Source organism: Devosia sp. Z11_6 (genome assembly GCF_058133665.1).
The window spans coordinates 371,494-393,052 of record NZ_JBYUNQ010000002.1 but is presented as its reverse complement, the minus strand read 5'-3'; the positions used below and the strand labels follow the sequence as shown (position 1 = coordinate 393,052).

The following is a 21,559-nucleotide window of genomic DNA, read 5'->3' as shown; positions in this document are numbered from 1 at the left end:
CGCTCGACAAACCCGCAGCCTCGATCCCGCCCTAGCGGCAGGGAAGCGCAGGAGTCTCAAGACCCATGCCCACCATCACCAATCCCATTCTGCCCGGCTTCAACCCCGATCCCTCGATCTGCCGTGTCGGCGAGGACTATTACATCGCCACCTCCACCTTCGAGTGGTTCCCTGGCGTTCAGATCCACCATTCCCGCGACCTCGCCAACTGGGACCTTGTCTGCCGCCCGCTGACCCGCAAGACTCAGCTCGACATGCGCGGCGATCCCGATAGCTGCGGCGTCTGGGCGCCCGACATTTCCTATGCCGATGGCCTGTTCTGGCTCGTTTACACCGACGTCAAGCGCAAGGACGGCTCCTTCAAGGACGCGCACAACTACATCGTCACCGCGCCCTCGATCACCGGGCCGTGGTCGGACCCGATTTACATCAACTCCTCGGGCTTTGACCCCTCGCTGTTCCACGACGATGACGGGCGCAAGTGGTTCGTCAACATGCTCTGGGACCACCGCACCCGCCCGCTGAAATTCGCGGGCATTGCGCTCCAGGAATTCGACCCCGCCGCCGGCAAGCTCGTCGGCCCCGTCACCAATATCTACCAGGGCACCGACCTCAAGCTCGTCGAAGGCCCCCATCTCTATAAGCGCAATGGTTGGTACTACCTGCTGACTGCCGAAGGCGGCACCGCCTATGAGCATGCCTGCACTTTTGCCCGTTCGCGCACCATTGATGGGCAATACGAAACCCACCCGGACAAGCATATCCTCACCTCCAAGGATGCGCCCTTTGCCGCCATCCAGCGCGCTGGCCATGGCGATCTCGTCGACACTCCGGATGGCAGAACCTATCTCGTCCATCTCGGCGGCCGCCCTACCACCCAGAACCGCCGCTGCGTGCTGGGCCGCGAAACCTCGATCCAGGAAGCCTATTGGGGCGATGACGACTGGATTCACGTGAAACAGGGTCCCGTGCCCTCTCTCCACGTCGACGTGCCCGGCATCCGCAACGACACCCCCTATTGGAGCGAGCAGCGCTATAGCTTTGCCGATGGCCAGCTGCATCAGGAATTCCAGTGGCTGCGCACCCCCGAGCCCGAGCGCATCTTTGCCCTTGAGGATGGCAAGCTGCGCCTTTTCGGCCGCGAATCCATCGGCTCCTGGTTCGAGCAATCTCTCGTCGCCCGCCGCCAGACCCATTTCTCCTACGATGCCGAAACCACGCTCAGCTTCGATCCCGTGGACGAGCGCACCATGGCGGGCCTCACCGCCTATTACAGCCGCTACAATTTCTTCTACCTGGCCGTCACCGCCCATTCCGATGGCCAGCGCGAACTGCTCTTGATGAGCTCGGAAATGAGCTGGCCCGACGGCAATCTGCGCTTCCCCGCCGAACCCGTGCAGATCCCCCAGACCGGCAAGGTCAAGCTCGCCCTCTCAATCCGTGGCGCCGCCTTGCAGTTCTACTACGCCCTCGAAGGCGAAGCCCTGCAGCCCATCGGCCCCGTGCTCGATGCCTCGATCCTTTCGGATGAATGCGGCGGTCACCAAGCCCATGGCTCTTTTACTGGCGCCTTCGTCGGCGTCGCCGCCCAGGATCTCAACGGCACCGCCCGCCCGGCCGATTTCGATTATTTCATCTATCGTCCCGAGCACCACGCCAGCGACCGCTACGAGGTCTAGCCGCCACAACGACGGGAGGGCAGGGCGCCATCGTGGCCCCGCCCGCCTGCCCCTTCACATCTTGCGGATGGGGGCGACACCGCGTCGCAGCTGCCCTATGCTCCTCCTGTTGCGGCTGCGGGTCCGCTGAACGCATCGCTGGTATTCTCACCGGGCCATGTGGCCTCCATTGGAGGATACCTCACCATGGCCAATTTCCACATTCTGACCGGCGCGGGCACCAAGCTCGACCTGCCGGTTATCCGCACCATCACCATCGCCGATCTGTTTGATGCCCTGCGCGCCGGCGCCAGCGATTTCTGGGCCAAGCCGAGCCACTATCTGCTGCTCGCCGTAATCTATCCGATCGTGGGCGTCGTGCTCACCGTTTGGATGAGCGGCTTTCACACCTGGCCGCTGCTTTATCCGCTGATCGGGGGCTTCGCCCTTATCGGCCCTATCGCCGCGCTCCCCCTTTACGAAGTCAGCCGCCGCCTCGAGATGGGCGAGGAGATATCCTGGGGCGAAGCCATGAGCGTGCTGCGCTCGCCCGCCATTGGCGCCATTGCCGTGCTCGGGCTCATGCTCTTTGTGCTGTTCACGCTCTGGCTTACCGCCGCCCAGGGTCTTTACGAAGCCCTCTTGGGCGCCTCCCCGCCGCGCACCTTCGACGCTTTCCTTGCCCAGATCATGGGCGAACCCGCCGGCCGCACGCTCCTTGTCGCCGGCACGCTCTTGGGCGCGGGCTTTGCCCTCGTCACCCTTTGCACCACCGTGATCGCCTTCCCGCTGCTGCTGGACCGCGATGTGGGCGCCTATGTGGCAATGGAAACCTCGTTCCGCGCCGTGCTGCACAACCCGGTGCCCATGCTGGCCTGGGGCGTCATGGTGGGGGCCGGGCTGTTCCTGGGCTCGCTCCCCATCTTTGTCGGGCTTGCCCTGGTGATCCCCATTTTCGGCCACGCCACCTGGCACCTCTATCGCAAGCTGGTGGATTCCGCCTCCCTGATCCGGGGTGCCTGACGCCGCAGCGGCAATCTTGCGGGCATATCCAAACTGCCGCAGTTGGCAATGCCCCGCTAAGCCCCTAAGGTCCGCGCTTTCGAGCCCGGACCTTTGAGCGCTTGATGCACGGATCGCCCACTTCTCCCGCCCCGACCGGCCCAGCCCCTGCGCTGACGCCGATGATGGCCCAGTTCTTCGAGATCAAGGCGAACCACCCCGGCTATCTGCTGTTTTATCGCATGGGCGATTTCTATGAGCTGTTCTTTGAGGACGCCGAGATCGCCAGCGCCGCCTTGAACATTGTCCTCACCAAGCGCGGCAAGCATCTGGGTCAGGATATCGGCATGTGCGGCGTGCCTATCCATGCCGCCAATGATTATCTCAATAAGCTCATCAAGCTTGGCCACCGCGTGGCCATTTGCGAGCAGGTGGAAGATCCCGCCGAAGCCAAAAAGCGCGGCGCCAAATCGGTGGTGCGGCGCGAAGTCGTCCGCCTCATCACCGCCGGCACCCTCACCGAAGACGATCACCTCGACGCCCGCCGCTCCAATTTCCTCGCCGCACTCGCCGCCGTGCGCCACGGGCAAACCGATTTCGCCCTCGCCTGGGCCGATATCTCGACCGGCGAAACCTTCACCCTCGAGCTGGCCGCAACCGAACTCGCCGACGAACTGGCGCGCATCGATCCGGCCGAACTCCTGGTCAGCGCCCCGACGCGCCTCCTGCTGCGCGAGCAGCATCTTTGGGCCCCCGCTTGGGACAAGCTCACCCACGAAGGCGACCCGGCCGTTTTCGACAGCGAAGCGGGCACCGCCCGCATCCGCTCCGCTTTGGGCGGCGAGGGCTTTGACCCGACCTCGCTGTCCCGTCCCGCCCGCGCGGCGCTGGGTGCGCTGCTCGCCTATGCGGAAGACAGTCAGAAGGGCGCGGCCGTCCCCCTGCGCGCGCCGGCCAGCGAAGCGCCCGGCAAGTTCATGGCCATCGACAGCGCCACCCGCGCTTCCCTCGAACTGCACCAGACCCAGCGCGGTGAAGCGCGCGGCTCGCTCCGCCACGCCATTGACCTCACCGTCACCGCCCCCGGCTCGCGCCTTCTTGCGGCCCGCCTCGCCGCCCCGCTCAACGATGCCCCGGCCATCAACGAGCGCCTCGATGCGGTCGCGGCCCTCGCGCAAGACCCAACCCTCACCGGGCGCCTGCGCACCGAGCTCAAATCGGTGCCCGATCTCGCCCGCGCCCTGACCCGCCTGGCGCTGGAGCGCGGTGGCCCGCGTGATCTCGCCGCCATTGGCCGCGCCATTGCCGCCGCCGCCGCGCTCGGCCACCAGCTGGCCGGCATTGAACGCTCGACCACCCTTTCGCGGCTGCACGCCATCCTGTCCGGCGCTCCGCTCCATCTCGCCACCGTCCTCGGCAACGCTCTCGCCGACGAACTGCCGCTCCTCGCTCGCGATGGCGGCTTTGTGCGCGAGGGCTATGAGCCCAAGCTCGATGCCGAGCGCCTCCTTGGCCGCGAAACCCGCGCCGTCGTCGCCGCGCTCCAGGCCGAACTCGTGACGCAAACCGATATTCGGACCCTCAAAATCCGGCACAACGGCATGCTGGGCTTCTTCGTTGAAGTCCCCGCCGCCCAAGGCTCCAAACTCCTTGAAGAGCCGCTGCGCCAAAGCTTCATTCACCGCCAGACCATGGTCAACGCCATGCGGTTCACCACGACCAAGCTGGCCGAACTCGAAGGCCGCATCGCTCGCGCCGGCGACGTCGCGCTCGAGCTTGAAACCGCAATCTTCGCGCGCCTCCGCACTGGCGTGCTCGACCACACACCAACCCTGCGTGCCCTCGCCGATGCGCTGGCCGAACTCGACGTCACCGCCGCGCTCGCCCATCTCGCCGCCACCCGCAATTATGTGCGCCCCGAGATCGACACTTCGCTCGCCTTTGCCATCACCGCCGGCCGCCATCCGGTGGTCGAGGAGATGGTGCGCGCCGACGGCAAGTCTTTTGTCGCCAATGATGCCGATCTCTCCGGTGACGAGGCTTCGGGCGGCGGGCATCTCTGGCTGGTCACCGGCCCCAATATGGGCGGTAAATCGACCTTCCTCCGCCAGAACGCCTTGCTCGCCATTCTCGCGCAAATGGGCAGTTTCGTGCCCGCCGACCGCGCCCATATCGGTGTGGTCGATCGCCTGTTCTCGCGCGTCGGTGCTTCGGACGACATTGCCCATGGCCGCTCCACCTTCATGGTCGAAATGGTCGAAACCGCCGCGATCCTCAATCGCGCCACCCGCCGCTCCCTCGTCGTGCTCGACGAGATCGGCCGCGGCACCGCCACTTTCGATGGTCTCTCCATCGCCTGGGCGGCTGTCGAGGCGCTGCACGAAACCACCGGCTGCCGCGCCCTTTTTGCCACTCACTTCCATGAGCTGACCAGCCTCGCCAAGACCCTCACGCGCGTGTCCAACCATACCATGAAGGTGCGCGAATGGGAGGGCGAGGTGGTGTTCCTCCATGAAGTGGGGCAGGGGGCGGCCGACCGCTCCTATGGCATTCAGGTTGCCCGTCTCGCCGGCCTGCCCGAGCCGGTTCTGCGCCGTGCTCGCCAAGTCTTGACCGTGCTGGAGGAGCGCGCGGCGGGTGCGGCCCCTTCCGGCCGCGTCACCAGCGTGCTAGACGATCTTCCGCTGTTTTCCCACCAGCCAGCGCCGGCGCCCGCCGTCGCCAACCCAGTTGATGAAAAGCTCGACGCTATCCGCCCCGATGAAATTACGCCCAAAGAGGCGCTCGAGCTGATCTACGAGTTGAAGAAAACCCGCGATGCCGCTCGCCGAAGTTGACGCCAAGCCGCGAAAACCGCTGTTTGCGACCCGGACTGCCCAAACCATCCTGGAAGAACTCGATGCTGCCATTGGCACCGAGCCACCCAAGAGCGCGGCGGCACGCGCTGCGGTCCTCGCCCATGTCAGGCAGTGCCTTGCCGAAGCGCGCCAGGGTGCCGAAGCCGAACTGATCGCCAGTGGCAAGGGCACGCGCTGCGCCCAGAATCTGTCGGCGGCGCAGGACGAGATCATCACCGCCGTCCACCTCTTTGCCACCCGCCGCGTTTACCCCGTCGATAATCCCTCCGGCGCTGAAGCCATCGCCCTCTCGGCCGTCGGCGGCTATGGCCGTGGCACCCTTGCGCCCGGCTCCGATATCGACCTGCTGTTCATTCTCCCCTATCGCCAGACCCCCTGGGGCGAACAGGTCACCGAATACATCCTTTATATGCTCTGGGATCTCGGCCAGAAGGTCGGCCATGCCGTGCGCTCGGTGGATGAATGTATCCGCATGGCCCGCGCCGACATGACCGTGCGCACCGCCACGCTCGAAGCGCGCTTCCTCACCGGCGACAAGGCGCTCTTCGACAATCTCGTCCACCGCTTTGAAACCGAGATCGTGCCCCATACCGGGCCCGAATTCATTGCCGCCAAAATGGCCGAGCGCGACGAGCGCCACCGCATCATGGGCAATACGCGCTATGTCGTGGAACCCAATGTCAAGGACGGCAAGGGCGGCCTGCGCGACCTCAACACCCTCTTTTGGATCGGTAAATACTTCTACCAGGTCAAGACCTCGGCCGAACTGGTCGACAAGGGCGTGCTCGCCCCCGCCGAATACCGCCTGTTCCAGCGCGCCGAGGATTTCCTCTGGGCCGTGCGCTGTCACCTGCATTTCCTCACCGGCCGCGCTGAGGAAAAGCTGACCTTTGACGTGCAGCCCGAACTCGCGCAGCGCATGGGCTATGCCAAGCGCGCCGGCATGCTGGGCGTCGAGCGCTTCATGAAGCGCTATTTCCTTGTCGCCAAGGATGTGGGCGATCTCACCCGCATCTTCTGTGCTTCGCTCGAATTCAACCACGCCAAGGACATGGACCTGGTGGGCCGCGTTCTCGCGCCTTTCCGCTCCGGCAAGTCCAAGATCAAGGGCGAAACCGATTTCATCCTCGATACCGGCCGGCTCAACATCGCCCGCCCCGATGTCTTCACCAAAGACCCGGTCAACCTCATCAAGATGTTCCTCGTTGCCGGGCGCCAGCAGCTGCTGTTCCACCCCGATGCGATCAAGGAAATCACCCGCTCGCTGCATCTCATCAACAACAAGCTGCGCACCGATCCCAAGGCCAACAGCTATTTCCTGACCATCCTGACCTCACCCCAGTCGGTCGAGCGCATGTTGCGCCAGATGAACGAAAGCGGCGTGCTCGGGCGCTTCGTGCCGGAATTTGGCAAGATCGTCGCCCTGATGCAGTTCAACATGTACCACCACTACACGGTGGACGAGCATCTGATCCGCGCCGTCGGCGTCATGGCCGAGATCGCCAATGGCGGCCTGCGCCAGGAACTGCCCCTCACTCACGAACTGCTGCCCCAGCTCAACGACACCCGTCTCCTCTATGTCGCGCTGTTCCTCCACGACATTGCCAAGGGTGGCCAGGAAGACCATTCCGAGGCCGGCGCCCGCATCGCCCGGCGCCTGTGTCCGCGCTTCGGCCTCTCGCCCGCCGAAACCGACACCGTTGCCTGGCTGATCCAGTATCACCTCTTGATGAGCGAAGTGGCCCAGGCCCGCGACATCCAGGACCCCGAAACCGCCAAGGCCTTTGCCGATATCGTCCAGTCGCCCCAGCGCCTCGCCCTGCTGATGATCCTCACCGCCTGCGATATCCGCGCCGTCGGCCCGGGCGTCTGGACGGGCTGGAAGGGCTCGCTGCTGCGCGCGCTTTATTACGCCACCGAGCCGCTGCTCTCGGGCGGCCATTCGCAGGTCACCCAGTCCGCCCGCATCGCCGATGTCCGCGCCACCCTCACCGAGGCCCTCTCAAGCTGGCCCGCCGAGGAAGTAGCGGCCTATACCGCCCGCCACTATGATCACTACTGGCTGCGCGCCGAGCCCGAACTGCAGATCGAGCACGCCCGCATGATCCGCCAGGCCGACCAGAACGGGGATGCCTTTGCCGGCTCCATCCGCGTCAAGGCCTTCGAGGGCATCACCGAAGTCAGCTTCTATACCCCCGACCATCCGCGCCTCCTCTCGCTGATCGCCGGCGCCTGCACCATGCAGGATGCCTCCATCATCGGCGCGCAGATCTTTTCCACCCGCGACGGCCGCGCCATCGACACCTTCCGCCTGCGCCGCACCTTCACCAATGACGAAGACGAAAAGGTGCGCGCCACCCGCATCATTGATACCGTCAAGCAATTGCTGCAGGGCCGCCGCACCATCCTCATCGATCTCGGCAAGGAATCGCGCCACAACCGGCGCCTCAAACCCTTCGCGCTCCCGGCCGAAGTGATGGTCTCCAACTCGCTCTCGGAAAAATTCACCGTCATCGAGGTTTCGGGCCTTGATCGCATGGGGCTCCTCCATGCCCTGACGCGTGAGATCTCCGATCTCAACCTCTCCATCGGCTCGGCCCATATTGGCACCTATGGCGAAAAGGCCGTCGACGTTTTCTATGTCACCGATCTGACCGGCGGCAAGATTTCGAGCAAGCCCCGTCAGCGCCGCATCCGCGATGCGCTCCTTGCCGTCTTCCACCCCCGCGCCGCCGAAGCCAAGGTGGCCAATGGCTGAGGCCCAGCCCCGGCGCCCCCGCCCATGAGCCTATACCGCAATTTCCTGTCCGTGGGCGGGCTCACCCTCGTGTCGCGCGTGGCCGGCTTTGCCCGCGATGCGCTGATGGCGGCGGTGCTCGGCATCAGCCCCGTCGCCGATGCCTTCAACGCCGCCTTCCGCTTTCCCAACCTGTTCCGGCGCCTCTTTGCCGAAGGCGCCTTCAACACCGCCTTTGTGCCCATGTTCTCGACCGCGCTCGAGCAACAGGGCCACGACGCGGCCAAGGAACTCGCCTCGCGCATCATGAGCTGGCTCGTCGCCGCCATCGCCGTGGTGACCATCCTCGCCGAAATTTTCATGCCCCAGATCATGGTTTGGTTCGTGCCCGGCTTTGCCGATGATCCGCAAAAGCTCGAGCTGACCGTGTTCCTCACCCGGGTGATGTTCCCGTATCTCGCCTGCATGTCGCTGATGTCGGCCTATGCGGCGATCCTCAATTCGCTCGGCCGCTACTTCGCCTCCGCCTTCGCCCCGGTCGTGCTCAACATCGTCAACATCGCCGCCCTCGTGCCGCTGGCCTTCCTGAACCTGCCCGATCAGGCCGATACCGCCTTCTGGATCGCCATCGCCACCATGCTCGGCGGCATTGCCCAGCTGGCGCTGGTCTATGGCGCCATTCGTCGCGCTGGCTTTGTGCCCCGCCTGCGCCTGCCGCGCTTTGACCCCGATGTGCGCCGCTTCTGGGTCCTCGCCATCCCTGCGATCCTCGCCGGCGGCATCACCCAGATCAACATTTTCGTTGGCACCATCATCGCCTCGACCAGCGACAACGTCATTTCCATCCTCGCCTATGCCGATCGCCTCTACCAATTGCCCCTTGGCATTGTCGGCATCGCCATCGGCACCGTGCTCCTGCCCGAACTCTCCCGCCATATTGGCGCCGGCCGCGATGCCGAAGCGCGCGCCAGCCAAAGCCAGTCCCTGCTGCTGGCCATGCTGCTTTCGCTCCCCGCTGCCGTGGCGCTCGCCACCATTCCCGTCCCCATTATCCGCGTCCTCTTCGAGCGCGGCCAGTTCGGCCCCTCCGATACCCTGCTTACCGCCCAGGCCCTGGTCGGCTACGCCGTGGGCCTGCCCGCTTTCGTTCTGGTGCGCGTGCTCCAGCCCGGCTTCTTTTCACGCCAGGATACCCGCACCCCCACCGTCTTTGCCGGCGTCTCGGTCGCGGCCAATATTGCCATTTCCCTCTGGCTGTTCCCGACCCTCCAGCATCTGGGCATTGCGCTCGCCACCTCCGCTTCCGCCTGGCTCAATGTCCTCCTCCTTGCCGTTTTCCTGCGCCGTCGCGGCCATTTCCGCATGAGCCTCTCGGAATGGCGGCGCCTCGCCACCATTCTCCTGGTCGCCATGGTCATGGGGGCGGTGCTCTATCTCCTTGCCGCGCGCGCCGGGGCGATTTTTGCCCCCGGCCACTCGCTCTTGGTGCAGATCACCGCGCTGGGCGCCATTTGCCTCTTTGGCGCGCTGACCTATTTCACCCTCGCCCATTTCAGCGGTGCTCAGTCGCTTGGCGGCCTCGTGTCGCGTCTGCGCCGCCGCCGCGCCAAAAGCCAGACTCCTGCCGGCTCTTGACCAACTCCAAGGTTCCAAACCGGGCATTTGCCCTATAATGCTTCCCCTCTGATCCCATTCCGTTCGACCAGGCGTTCCATGACCTTCACCCCGCGCATCTTTTCGGGCATCAAGCCTTCGGGCGATCTGCATCTGGGCAATTACCTCGGCGCCATCCGCCAGTTCGTGCCGCTGCAGGACACCCACGAGACCATCTATTGTGTGGTCGACATGCACGCGATCACGGTCTGGCAGGAGCCCGAGGATCTCAAGCGCCGCACCTATGAGATCGCCGCGGCCTATATCGCCGCCGGCCTCGATCCCAAGCGCTCCATCATCTTCAACCAGTCCCAGGTGATGGAACACGCCGAACTCAGCTGGATCTTCAACTGCGTGGCGCGCATGGGCTGGATGGCCCGCATGACCCAGTTCAAGGACAAGGCCGGCGAAAACAGCGAAAACGTTTCGCTCGGCCTCTTTGCCTATCCCTCGCTGATGGCCGCCGATATTCTCCTCTACAAGAGCACGGCCGTGCCGGTGGGCGAGGACCAGCGCCAGCATCTGGAGCTGACCCGCGACATCGCCAAGAAATTCAACCACGATTTCAGGAAGCAAATCGCCGAGCTTGGCCTTGAGGAAGACTTCTTCCCCATCACCGAAACCCTCGCCACCGGTCCGGCCATGCGCGTCAAGTCGCTCAAGGACGGCTCGAAGAAAATGAGCAAGTCCGAGTCGACATCCGACCTCGCCACCATCTACCTGCTCGATGATGCCGATGCGGTGGCCAAGAAGATCAAGCGCGCCACCACCGATCCCGAACCCCTGCCCAGCGAAGCGGCTGGCCTCGAAGCCCGCCCAGAGGCCGAAAACCTCGTCGGCATCTATGCCGCGCTCTCCAATCAAAGCGTCGATGCTGTGCTGGCCGAATATGGCGGCAAAGGCTGGGGCGCCTTCAAGCCCGCCCTCGCCGATCTGGCCGTCAGCGTGCTCTCGCCCATTGCCAACGAAATGCAGCGCCTCGTCGCCGATCGCGGCGAAATGGACCGCATCCTGCGCGATGGCGCCGATCGTGCCCGCGCCATTGCCGCGCCGGTGATGGCCGATGTGCGCCAGATCGTCGGCTTTATCCGCTAACGGAGGCCCGCATGGTTCCCGCCAACGAATACAAGCGCAAATTCCTCGTCGTCATCGATGAAACCGAGGAATGCGACCGCGCCCTCCTCTTTGCCGCCTATCGCGTCAAGCGCACCGGCGGCGCAGTCGTGCTGATGAGCGTGGTCGAGCCGCCCGAATTCATCGGCCTTGGCGTCGAGGAAGTGCTGCGCGCAGAAGCCGTGGAACAAGCCGAGCGCAATCTCGACACCCGCCTCGCGCGCCTGCGCTCCATCGGCGACATCAAGGTGGAATCGGTGATCCGCGAAGGCAGCGGCCCCGAACAGATCGAGCGCGTGATCGACAAGGACAAGGGCGTCGCCATCCTCGTCCTTGCCGCCTCCATCTCCCCCGAAGGCCCCGGCCCCCTGGTCCTCCACTTCGCCAACCGCGCCAACGCCCTCCCCATCCCCCTCACCATCGTCCCCGGCCACATGACCGACGAAGAAATCATCGCCATCTGCTAATTTTTGTCACCGGCGGGCGAACGCACGCGGCGCCAGCCTCACGGCTCCTGCCCACCCTCCCCCTTGCGGGGAGGGCCGGGGAGGGGGGGCGTGCAGTGATCCACCAAGCTGAAGCAACCGCACCCAGAAAACCCCGCGCCCCATCGTCCCCTCCCCATTGAGGGGAGGGCTAGGGTGGGGGTTCGAGCCCCTCAGCGAACTCGAATTAGGTGGGACCGCCCGAACCCCCACCCTCAATCCCTCCCCTCAAGGGGGAGGGAGGCGTCAGCCCTGCACTGACCGCAAGCAAAACCATCCCCCGCACAACAGCTGGTGCCCCATCGTCCCCTCCCCCTTGAGGGGAGGGCCAGGGTGGGGGTTCGAGCCTCTCCACAAACTGAGACTATGCGGGACCACCTGCACCCCCACCCTCAATCCCTCCCCTCAAGGCGGAGGGAGGCGCAGCCCTGCACTGACCGCAAGCAAAACCATGCCCTGCACAACCGCCGGCACCTCTTCGTCCCCTCCCCCTTGAGGGGAGGGCCGGGGAGGGGGTCCATCAGGTGAGCATCAAGCCGGTTCAAAAACCCCCTGCTTCAAACCCCAACCTGCTTACGCCTGAGCAACCCATCATTGGCAAACGTCCCGAACGGCACAAACGCCGCCAATGCCGTGCGCACCCACTCCGCGGGCGTAAACCCCTTGCCCGGCAGGCACACCAGCATGGCCAGCAGATACAGCACAAACGCCGCCCCATGCGCGGCCCCGACCGGGGGCACGAGGCTGGGATTGCCCAGAACATACTTCATCGGCATGGCGACGCCGAACAGCGCCAGCGTGGTGATGCCCTCAAGGAGAGCCAGTCGTCGAAACCATTGGATCATGCTGGCGTTGTACCGCCCGCAGCGCATGGGAGCCACGCGGCGCGAGGTCGCGCGAAACCTCTTGCACCGCGCCGCGAAAAGACTATTTTAGAAGCGTTCTAAACACGTCCACGGCAAGGAAGCGCCATGTTCATCCAGACCGAAGCCACGCCCAATCCGGCGACCCTCAAGTTCCTGCCGGGGCGCGATGTGCTGGTGGGCGAGCCGCGCGATTTCCGCAACCCAGATGCTGCCGCAGCGTCCCCGCTGGCGACGGGCCTGTTTGCCATTTCCGGCGTCACCGGTGTGTTCCTGGGCTCCGATTTCATCTCGGTCACCAAGGACGACACCAACTGGGCCCATATCAAGCCCGCCATTCTGGGCGTGATCATGGATCATTTCCTTTCCGGCAAGCCGGTGCTGGCGCCCGAAGGCGAGGGCGCTTCCGACTTTGCCGATGATGGCGCCGAGTTCTTCGAGGCCGAAGACAGCGAAACCGTCGAGGTGATCAAGGAGCTGCTCTCCACACGCGTGCGTCCGGCCGTGGCGATGGATGGCGGCGACATCATCTTCAAGGGCTACAAGGAAGGCACCGTCTTCCTGCACATGCAGGGCGCCTGCTCGGGTTGCCCCTCCTCGACCGCGACGCTCAAGAACGGCATCGAAAACCTGCTGCGCCATTTCGTGCCGGGCGTCGAAGCCGTCCAGCAAGTCTAGGCGCTCTTCTTCACTGACAAAAAAAGCCCGGAGCGATCCGGGCTTTTTTCATCAGGAGGCGGCTTTTTCGCCTTCGCTGCGCTGATCGGTGATCGCCAGCGGCTCTTCGGGAGCGCCACCCTCGGGCACCCGGCGAATGCGCAAGCGCTTGATACGGCGGCTATCGGCAGCCAGCACCTCGAACTCGAACCCCTTCAGTCCGCCAACCTTTTCGCCCCGTTTCGGCACGTGTCCGGCCAGGTCGAACACCAGCCCGCCCACCGTATCGACTTCCTCGGCGTAAGTGCCGGGATCGAAATCGGGCCCGATCAGCGCCTGCACATCGGCCAACTCCGCCCGGGCATTGGCGATATAGGTGTCTTCGCCCACCTTGCGGATCAGTGCGGCGGTGAATTCGTCGTGCTCGTCTTCGATCTCGCCGACCACGGCTTCGAGCAGGTCCTCAATGGTGACGAGCCCATCCGTGCCGCCATATTCGTCGATGACGATCGCCATATGGACGCGGCTGGCGCGCATGGATTGCAAGAGGTCCCCGACCGGCATGAAAGTGGGCACGAACATCGCCGTGCGCACGAGGTCGAGCTTGCCGATCTTGGAGCGCAGCGCCGGCGACACCAGCTTGACCGGCACGTCCTTTTCGGGATCGTTGACGCTGTCTGTGATGCGCCGCAGCGCGTCCTTGACGTGAATGAAGCCGAGGATGTTGTCGAGCCCGTCCTCGTAAACGGGCAGGCGGGAATGGCCCACATCGCGGAACTTGGCCAGGAGCGTGCCTAGATTGACATCGGCCTCGATGGCCTGGATGTCCGAGCGCTCCACCATCACATCGCCCACCGTCACATTGCCCAGCTTGAGCACGTTCTGCAGGATCGTCCGCTCGCTTTCGGAGAAATCGCCGGTTTCGGCGCTTCCCGGCTCGTCCAGCGCTTCCTGCAGGTCTTCGCGCAGGGACGCCGTGCCGCGCACCAGCATGGAGCGGATGCGGTTCAGGATCGAAAGCCCCCGGGCGGCTACCGGCGCGGGGGCGGGGGAAGAAGGAGGCTCGGCATTTTCGGGTCGGTGGCCCAAACTGTCACTGTCGGTCATTGTTTCATGCCGCAAACGGCGGCTCTTCTGCTGTGGGAAGGGGTGTGGGCCCTGCGGGCGCTAATCGGCATAGGGGTCCTCGACCCCAAGACTTGCCAATATCTGCGTTTCGAGCCCCTCCATTTGAAGGGCCTCGTCTTCAACAATATGATCATAACCCAGGATGTGGAGAAATCCATGCACCACCAGATGGGTAAAGTGATCGGTAAAACTCTTGCCCAACTCTTCGGCTTCGCGCGTGAGGGTCTCGTGGGCGAGCGTAATATCGCCAAGGATCCCGACCACCGGGCCAAAGGGCTCGATCTGGGGAAAGCTCAGCACATTGGTCGCGCTGTCCTTGCCACGCCATTGCGCATTGAGCTCGCGCTGTTCGGCATCGTCGGTGAGGAGGATGGAGATCTCGGCGGCGCCGGCCATCCGCGCCCCACTCTGCGCTAGGGCGGCCAGTACCGCCCGCTCCGCCAGCGGGTCGAGATCTTCGGGCCAGGCGTCGCTGTTGCGGATCACAGCGATCTCGAGTGGGGAAGCGCTCAGCGGGCCACCCCTTCGGCAAGCTTTTCCTGCGCCTTGCGGGTGGTGTCGGCCTCATAGGCCCGCACGATCCGCCCGACCAGGGCATGGCGCACCACATCCTTGTCGCCAAAGCGCGAGACATGGACGCCCTCGATCCCGTCGAGCAACCCCACGGCCTCAACCAGCCCCGACTTTTCGCCCCGCGGCAGGTCGACCTGCGTCGGATCGCCCGTCACGATCATCTTGGAATTTTCACCCAAACGGGTCAAAAACATCTTCATCTGCATGGAGGTGGTGTTCTGCGCCTCATCGAGGATCACCACCGCATTGGCCAGCGTGCGCCCGCGCATAAAGGCGAGCGGGGCCACTTCGATGATCCCCGAAGTGATGCAGCGCTCGACATTTTCGCTCTTCATCATGTCGTAAAGCGCATCGTAAAGCGGGCGCAGATAGGGATCGACCTTTTCCTTCATGTCGCCGGGCAAAAAGCCCAGCCGCTCGCCCGCTTCCACTGCCGGACGCGACAGGATGATGCGGTTGATATCCCCGCGCTCGAGCAGCGACGCGGCATGCGCGACCGCGAGATAAGTCTTGCCGGTGCCGGCCGGACCCACCCCGAACACCAGCTCGGCCCGGTCCATGGCCCGCATATAGGCGTCCTGGGCGGGCGTGCGCGCCAGAATGGTGGATTTGCGCGTGGCGATCTGCGCCATGCGCACCTTGCCCTTGCGCTCGAGCGTCGGGAGGGTGAGCTGGCTGTCCTCGGTTTCGATCATGCGGATGACCCCATCCACGTCGGAAATCCCGAGCGCGCGCCCTTCCTCGAGCGAGGCATACAGCGATTCCAGCACGCGCCGCGCCTGGTCCACGGCCTGCGCCGCGCCCTTAAGCAGCACGTGATTGCCGCGCGGCGCGGCCGCCACTTTGAGCCTTTGCTCGATCAGCGCCAGGTTCTGGTCGAAATCACCATAAAGCTGCGCCGCCAGGCGATTGTCTTCAAATGCGAGTTCGAGTTGGGATGCCAGTGCGTTGTCTGCGGTGGGTGCCAAATGCCTGCTCAAAAAAACTGGGGCTCCTCAAGGGAACGGAACACTGGCGCTGCCAGCAAGGGTGTAAACGAGGCTAGGACGATTTTGTCCCCGCGTCAGCAGTAATATTGTGACGCCCAGGCCCGCGCGCAAGCCGCTCCTTCGCGCCAGGCGCATCGCTATGCGCCTGCTGGCTTAACCCACGTGCATAACCGGCGCATCGCTACGCCGGAACTGCGGCAGATGCGCATGGCTGACGAGCCGCCCGACCAGCGAATTGGTCGAAGTGCCCACGATCTCCACCTGGTGGATCGACCCGATCAGCTCGGTCCCGCCCTCCAGATGCACCGCCTGCAGGTAAGGCGAGCGCCCGCCGACCTGCCCCGGCATCCGCCCGACGCGCTCGATCAGTACCGGCAAGGTCTTGCCGACGCAGCTCTGGTGGAAGGCCGTCGTCTGGGCATTCACCAGCTCCTGCAGCCGATACAGCCGCTCGGTCTTGACCTCTTCGGGCACCTGGTCGGGCAGATTGGCCCCCGGCGTGCCAGGTCGCGTCGAATATTTGAACGAATAGGCCGAGGCGTAGCCAACCGCCCGGATGATCGCGAGCGTGTCCTCGAAATCGGCATCGGTTTCCCCGGGAAAGCCGACAATGAAATCCCCTGACAGCGCCATATCCGGCCGTGCCAGCTTGATCCGCTCGATCAGAGCCAAATACTCCGCCGCCGTATGGCGCCGGTTCATCGCCTTCAAAATCCGGTCCGACCCGGACTGCACCGGCAGGTGCAGATAAGGCATCAGGATGGGCAGATCGCGATGGGCCGCGAGTAGCGCGTCGTCCATGTCGCGCGGATGGCTCGTCGTGTAGCGCAGCCGCTCCAGCCCGTCGATTTCTGCCAGCAGATAAGCCAGCTCCCCCAACCCTACTACCCGGCCGTCATCGGCCAATCCGTGATAGGCATTGACGTTTTGCCCGAGGAGGGTGATCTCGCGCACCCCCGCTTCGACGAGACCCCGCGCTTCGGCCAGCACCTGGCGCACCGGCCGGCTGACCTCGGCCCCGCGGGTATAGGGCACCACGCAGAATGAGCAGAATTTGTCGCAGCCTTCCTGCACCGTCAAAAACGCAGTCAGCCCGCGCTTGATCGTCACCTCGCGCTTCGGCGCGGGCAGGTGGTCGAACTTGTCTTCTTCGGGGAACTCGGTGTCGACGATGGTGCGCCGCAGCGAGGGGTGCACGGCGCGCCGCGCCTGCGCTTCCGCCAGCATTTGGGGCAGCTTGTGATAGGCCTGCGGGCCCACCACCATGTCGACCACCGGCGCGCGGCGGGCAATTTCCTCGCCCTCGGCCTGGGCCACGCAACCGGCGACCCCGATCATCAGGTCGGCGCCATCGGCCCGGCGCTCCGCCTGCAATTCCTTGAGGCGCCCCAGCTCGGAAAACACCTTTTCGGCCGCCTTTTCGCGGATATGGCAGGTGTTGAGCAGCACGAGGTCGGCATTGCCGATCTCGGTTGTCGCCTCATAGCCGTGCGGCGCCAGCGCATCGGCCATGCGGTCGCTGTCATAAACGTTCATCTGGCAACCATAGGTCTTGATGAACAGCTTTTTGGTGTTGGCACGCGTCTGGGTCATGGCGCTCCTTTACCAGAGCCTGCCGCCAGACCCAAGCGCTCCCTGCAACTTCCGGCCCCCCGCGCCGTTTAACGTGAGCTAACTTTTTCAAGGAGGTCATCATGACCGATCCGACCACGCCAGGCGCAGCGGCACTCAAGGACGGCGAAAAGCCCGGTCCCAAGGATTCCCCGGTGCAGATCCGTCCAGCCGGCGGCGAATCCCAGGCCGACAAACCCGAGGATTGGGATGAAGTGGATGAGGCCGTGGACGAAAGCTTCCCGGCCAGCGACCCCATCGCCAAGTACTAAGCGCCTGCAGGACCCGGTTGATGGCCGCTGCACCCCGGGTGTGGCGGCTATCGCCTGTTTGGCAATCCAATAAAATCTGGCTTTCCGCGCTCCAATGCAGTATAGGGCAGGGCAACTGTCGGGCTTTGCCCCTTCAGTTTATTCGGCCCCGCCTGGACGACATCCCGGCCGGGGCGACCCATCCTCCCAATTGAAAGGATATGCCCGATGTCGATTACTCCTGAGCGCAAGACCGCCCTGATCCAGGAATATGCGACCAAGCCAAACGATACCGGTTCGCCGGAAGTGCAGGTCGCCATTCTGTCCGAGCGCATTGCCAACCTGACCGAGCACTTCAAGGGTCACGCCAAGGACAACCATTCCCGCCGCGGCCTGCTCAAGCTGGTTTCGACCCGTCGCAGCCTTCTGGACTATGTCAAGAAGATCGACGAGGATCGCTACAAGACCTTGATCGAACGTCTCGGCCTTCGTCGCTAAGCGACGTCAGATGATTTGCGGATGCGGGACCCGGTTCCGCATCTGTCGCCGGCGCCTTGAGATTGCGTCAGGGCGAGCCGAATAGTTTGGTTTTCGAGAACCGGAGCGGAGCGTACATGGGTACCTCAGCACCGGGACCGCAAAAACGGACTTGCAGGCCGCCCTCACGCGAAGATCAAGGGGTCGGAAGCGTAGACCGGCGTTCGCCGGAGCATGGCAGGATTATTGGCCGCTCCCCGCCTCACGCACTGCAAAATCATTTCCTTGGTTTTGATCCCGTGAGGCGCCCTACCATTAGGGGAGCGTCTTGTTGTCTTGCCCATGTTTCAGCCCGCCGAACCGAAACAGTGTCTGGTTTTGAGCCGGCGCGGCACATGGGGTGCGGCGCTCGGTGCGGACACACTCGATGACTTCGCGGTCGCTATGCGCCGCGCTCCGGGTCATTGGGCAGAGATGAAAGACAAACACATGTTTGATCACCACAAGGTAGAGCTCAACTGGGGCGGCCAGCCCCTCACCCTCGAGACCGGCAAGATTGCGCGCCAGGCCGATGGTGCCGTTCTCGCCACCCTGGGCGAAACCGTGCTTCTGGCCACCGTTGTCAGCGCCAAGAGCCCCAAGCCGGGCATCGACTTCTTTCCGCTGACCGTCAACTACCAGGAAAAATACTTTGCTGCCGGCAAAATTCCGGGCGGCTATTTCAAGCGCGAAGGTCGCCCGACCGAAGCCGAAACCCTGACCTCGCGTCTGATCGATCGCCCCATCCGTCCCCTGTTCCCTGATGGGTACAAGAACGAAACCCAGGTGATCGTTACCGTTCTCCAGCACGACATGGAAAACAATCCTGACGTTCTGGCCATGGTCGCCGCTTCCGCTGCGCTGACCATTTCCGGCGTGCCCTTCATGGGCCCGATCGGCGCTGCGCGCGTTGGTTACGTTAATGGCGAATACGTCCTCAACCTGCCGGTTGACCGTCGCGCCGACTCCAAGCTCGATCTCGTCATGGCGGGCACTGCCGATGCCGTGCTGATGGTTGAATCGGAAGCCAAGGAACTGAGCGAAGAAGTCATGCTGGGCGCCGTGATGTTCGGCCACGCCGAATCGCGCAAGGTCATCGACGCCATCATCAAGCTGGCCGAGCTGGCCGCCAAGGACGCCCGCGATTTCGAGCCCGAGGATTTCTCGGCCATCGAAACCGAAATGCTCGGCGTGATCGAAGCCGATCTGCGCGCCGCCTACAAGATCACCAAGAAGGAAGATCGCTACGACGCGGTCGACAAGGTTAAGGCAACGGCCAAGGCGCATTTTGCTGCCCGCGTTGATGCCGGCGAGATCTCGGCCGAAGATGTTGGCGCCGTGTTCAAGTCGCTTCAGGCCAAGGTTGTGCGCTGGAACGTGCTCGACACCGGCTACCGCATCGATGGCCGCGATCTGCAAACCGTTCGCCCGATCGTTTCGGAAGTTGGCGTCCTGCCCCGCACCCATGGTTCGGCGCTGTTCACCCGCGGCGAAACCCAGGCGCTGGTGGTTGCCACCCTCGGCACCGGTGAAGACGAGCAATATATCGACTCGCTTGAAGGCACCCAGAAGCAGAACTTCCTGCTGCACTACAACTTCCCTCCATACTCGGTGGGTGAAGCTGGCCGCATGGGTTCCCCAGGGCGTCGCGAAATCGGCCATGGCAAGCTTGCCTGGCGCGCGATCAACCCGATCCGCCCTTCGGTTGAAGAGTTCCCCTACACGATCCGCGTCGTGTCAGAGATCACCGAGTCCAATGGCTCCTCCTCGATGGCCACCGTTTGCGGCACTTCGCTGGCGCTGATGGATGCTGGCGTGCCGCTGGCCCGTCCAGTGGCCGGCATTGCCATGGGCCTGATCCTCGAAGGCGAGAAGTTTGCTGTGCTCAGCGACATTCTCGGTGACGAAGATCACCTGGGCGACATGGATTTCAAGGTGGCGGGTACCGAAGAAGGCATCACCTCGCTCCAGATGGACATCAAGATCGCCGGCATCACCGAGGAGATCATGAAGATCGCCCTCGAACAGGCCAAGGGCGGTCGTATCCACATCCTGGGCGAAATGGCCAAGGCGATCACCGCTTCGCGCAGCGAAGTGGGCGAATTCGCTCCGCGCATCGAAACCATGAAGATCCCGACCGAAAAGATCCGTGAAGTGATCGGCACCGGCGGCAAGGTGATCCGCGAGATCGTCGAAAAGACCGGCGCCAAGATCAACATCGATGATGACGGCACGATCAAGATCTCGTCCTCGGACGGCGCTCAGATCGAAGCGGCCATCAAGTGGATCCGCTCGATCACCGACGAAGCGGAAGTGGGCGCGATCTACCAGGGCACGGTTGTCAAGACAGCTGACTTTGGTGCCTTCGTGAACTTCTTTGGCGCCAAGGATGGCCTCGTGCACATCTCGCAGCTGGCCGAGGCTCGCGTTGCCAAGACCACCGACGTGGTCAAGGAAGGCGACAAGGTCTGGGTCAAGCTCCTGGGCTTTGACGAGCGCGGCAAGGTCCGCCTCTCCATGAAGGTTGTCGATCAGGCAACCGGCAAGGAAGTCGAAAAGAGTGAACCGGCCGAATAAGCCGAAAAACATCTCCCAAGGGGGCTCGGTATCAAACCGGGCCCCTTTGCCTTAGTTGCGCCTCTGCAACACCACATTTCACATCTGTGCGAGGCAACCCACGCGTTAACGTAGCGTTGGCGTAGTGATGCTTTCCTGCACTCGACAATGGCTGTCACGGGGCTTAGGTCATTGTCGAATCACCATTTTTTCGTTCAGCCGCTCCACCAGGGAACTACTGTGCTCAACCGCCGCCTGTTTATGATTGGACTTCCCCTCGCCCTGGCTGCCTGTACCACGTCGCGTCGTGCGCCGACGATGTCAGAGCCGACCATTGATCCGTTCTACGTGTCCATGTACGGACCCGTGCTCGATGAACCTCATCCCGTCGCCGCCATGGACCTGCGCCGTGTCGACCCCAAGTGGTGGCGCCAGGAAGTGGAATATGTCACCGACGAGCGCCCGGGCACCATCATCGTCGATACTCCAAACCGCTTCCTTTACCTTGTGCAGGAAAACGGCCGCGCCATGCGTTACGGCATTGGTGTGGGCAAGGACGAAGCTCTTGAGTTCCGCGGCAATGCCACGGTCGGCCGCAAGGCTGCCTGGCCCCGTTGGACCCCGACCCGGTCCATGATCAAGCGCGAACCCGAGCGCTATGGCCAATATGCCGGCGGTCTTGAAGGCGGCCCGACCAACCCGCTTGGTCCGCGCGCGCTCTACCTCTACAAGAACGGGCAGGACACCCTGTTCCGCCTGCACGGCACGACCGAGCCCTACACCATCGGCACCAATGTCTCCTCTGGCTGCATTCGCCTGATGAACCAGGACATCATCGACCTGTATTCGCGCGTTCCCACCGGCACTCGCGTGGTCGTTTACAACTAAACGGATTGGGTCATTGCCGCG

At 63.8% G+C, this 21,559-nt stretch carries 17 protein-coding genes; 12 read left to right on the top strand and 5 right to left on the bottom strand.

Going from position 1 to position 21,559, the window contains the following annotated elements; all coding sequences use genetic code 11:
- Nucleotides 1–65: 65 nt before the first annotated feature.
- The 7 genes from AC3YMN_RS07095 to AC3YMN_RS07065 all read left to right on the top strand — a co-directional run bounded on the left by AC3YMN_RS07095 (nt 66) and on the right by AC3YMN_RS07065 (nt 11,488).
- Complete coding sequence (locus AC3YMN_RS07095) at nt 66–1,679, top strand: glycoside hydrolase family 43 protein (RefSeq protein ID WP_489889475.1); 1,614 nt, start codon at nt 66–68, stop codon at nt 1,677–1,679.
- A 186-nt stretch (nt 1,680–1,865) separates the two neighbouring features.
- A complete protein-coding gene (locus tag AC3YMN_RS07090) occupies nt 1,866–2,681 on the top strand; it encodes a DUF2189 domain-containing protein (RefSeq protein ID WP_489889474.1) in 816 nt (271 codons plus the stop codon).
- A gap of 104 nt (nt 2,682–2,785) precedes the next feature.
- On the top strand, nt 2,786–5,497 hold the full coding sequence (gene mutS / locus AC3YMN_RS07085; RefSeq protein WP_489889473.1) for a DNA mismatch repair protein MutS: 2,712 nt from the start codon (nt 2,786–2,788) through the stop codon (nt 5,495–5,497).
- Nucleotides 5,478–8,276 (top strand): [protein-PII] uridylyltransferase, encoded by a 2,799-nt coding sequence (locus AC3YMN_RS07080; protein WP_489889472.1) that lies wholly within the window; start codon nt 5,478–5,480, stop codon nt 8,274–8,276. The genes mutS and AC3YMN_RS07080 overlap by 20 nt, the downstream gene beginning before the upstream one ends.
- 24 nt (nt 8,277–8,300) lie before the next feature.
- Nucleotides 8,301–9,890 carry a murein biosynthesis integral membrane protein MurJ gene (gene murJ / locus AC3YMN_RS07075; RefSeq protein ID WP_489889471.1) on the top strand — a complete coding sequence of 530 codons (1,590 nt, stop codon included), beginning with the start codon at nt 8,301–8,303 and terminating at the stop codon, nt 9,888–9,890.
- Nucleotides 9,891–9,968: 78 nt separating this feature from the next.
- The gene (trpS, locus tag AC3YMN_RS07070; protein ID WP_489889470.1) at nt 9,969–11,003 is read left to right on the top strand and encodes a tryptophan--tRNA ligase; all 1,035 of its coding nucleotides are present in this window, start codon (nt 9,969–9,971) and stop codon (nt 11,001–11,003) included.
- 11 nt (nt 11,004–11,014) lie between these two features.
- Nucleotides 11,015–11,488 (top strand): universal stress protein, encoded by a 474-nt coding sequence (locus AC3YMN_RS07065; protein ID WP_127755017.1) that lies wholly within the window; start codon nt 11,015–11,017, stop codon nt 11,486–11,488.
- A 575-nt stretch (nt 11,489–12,063) separates the two neighbouring features.
- On the opposite strand, the gene AC3YMN_RS07060 is transcribed toward AC3YMN_RS07065, so the two are convergent.
- Nucleotides 12,064–12,351 (bottom strand): DUF3817 domain-containing protein, encoded by a 288-nt coding sequence (locus tag AC3YMN_RS07060; RefSeq protein WP_489889469.1) that lies wholly within the window; start codon nt 12,349–12,351, stop codon nt 12,064–12,066.
- 126 nt (nt 12,352–12,477) lie between these two features.
- Here AC3YMN_RS07060 and AC3YMN_RS07055 point away from each other — a divergent pair, with 126 nt between their 5' ends.
- Nucleotides 12,478–13,047, top strand: a complete 570-nt coding sequence (locus tag AC3YMN_RS07055; protein ID WP_172121738.1) for a NifU family protein — start codon at nt 12,478–12,480, stop codon at nt 13,045–13,047.
- A gap of 51 nt (nt 13,048–13,098) precedes the next feature.
- On the opposite strand, the gene AC3YMN_RS07050 is transcribed toward AC3YMN_RS07055, so the two are convergent.
- The 4 genes from AC3YMN_RS07050 to miaB all read right to left on the bottom strand — a co-directional run bounded on the left by AC3YMN_RS07050 (nt 13,099) and on the right by miaB (nt 17,309).
- A complete protein-coding gene (locus tag AC3YMN_RS07050) occupies nt 13,099–14,133 on the bottom strand; it encodes a hemolysin family protein (RefSeq protein WP_248305194.1) in 1,035 nt (344 codons plus the stop codon).
- A 60-nt stretch (nt 14,134–14,193) separates the two neighbouring features.
- Entirely contained in the window at nt 14,194–14,640 is a 447-nt protein-coding gene (gene ybeY / locus AC3YMN_RS07045; RefSeq protein ID WP_489889468.1) for an rRNA maturation RNase YbeY, read from the bottom strand.
- 23 nt (nt 14,641–14,663) lie between these two features.
- Complete coding sequence (locus tag AC3YMN_RS07040) at nt 14,664–15,707, bottom strand: PhoH family protein (RefSeq protein WP_127755021.1); 1,044 nt, start codon at nt 15,705–15,707, stop codon at nt 14,664–14,666.
- A gap of 162 nt (nt 15,708–15,869) precedes the next feature.
- Nucleotides 15,870–17,309, bottom strand: a complete 1,440-nt coding sequence (gene miaB, locus AC3YMN_RS07035) for a tRNA (N6-isopentenyl adenosine(37)-C2)-methylthiotransferase MiaB (protein WP_489889467.1) — start codon at nt 17,307–17,309, stop codon at nt 15,870–15,872.
- 101 nt (nt 17,310–17,410) lie between these two features.
- On the opposite strand from miaB, the gene AC3YMN_RS07030 reads away from it, so the two are divergent.
- The 4 genes from AC3YMN_RS07030 (at nt 17,411) to AC3YMN_RS07015 (ending at nt 21,538) form a co-directional block, all read left to right on the top strand.
- On the top strand, nt 17,411–17,599 hold the full coding sequence (locus tag AC3YMN_RS07030) for a hypothetical protein (protein ID WP_127755023.1): 189 nt from the start codon (nt 17,411–17,413) through the stop codon (nt 17,597–17,599).
- Nucleotides 17,600–17,779: 180 nt separating this feature from the next.
- Nucleotides 17,780–18,076, top strand: coding sequence for a 30S ribosomal protein S15 (rpsO, locus tag AC3YMN_RS07025; protein ID WP_349236728.1), 297 nt, complete (start codon nt 17,780–17,782; stop codon nt 18,074–18,076).
- 468 nt (nt 18,077–18,544) lie between these two features.
- Nucleotides 18,545–20,671, top strand: coding sequence for a polyribonucleotide nucleotidyltransferase (pnp, locus tag AC3YMN_RS07020; protein WP_173088421.1), 2,127 nt, complete (start codon nt 18,545–18,547; stop codon nt 20,669–20,671).
- Between the two features lie 297 nt (nt 20,672–20,968).
- The gene (locus AC3YMN_RS07015; RefSeq protein ID WP_489889466.1) at nt 20,969–21,538 is read left to right on the top strand and encodes a L,D-transpeptidase; all 570 of its coding nucleotides are present in this window, start codon (nt 20,969–20,971) and stop codon (nt 21,536–21,538) included.
- The last annotated feature ends 21 nt before the right edge of the window (nt 21,539–21,559 follow it).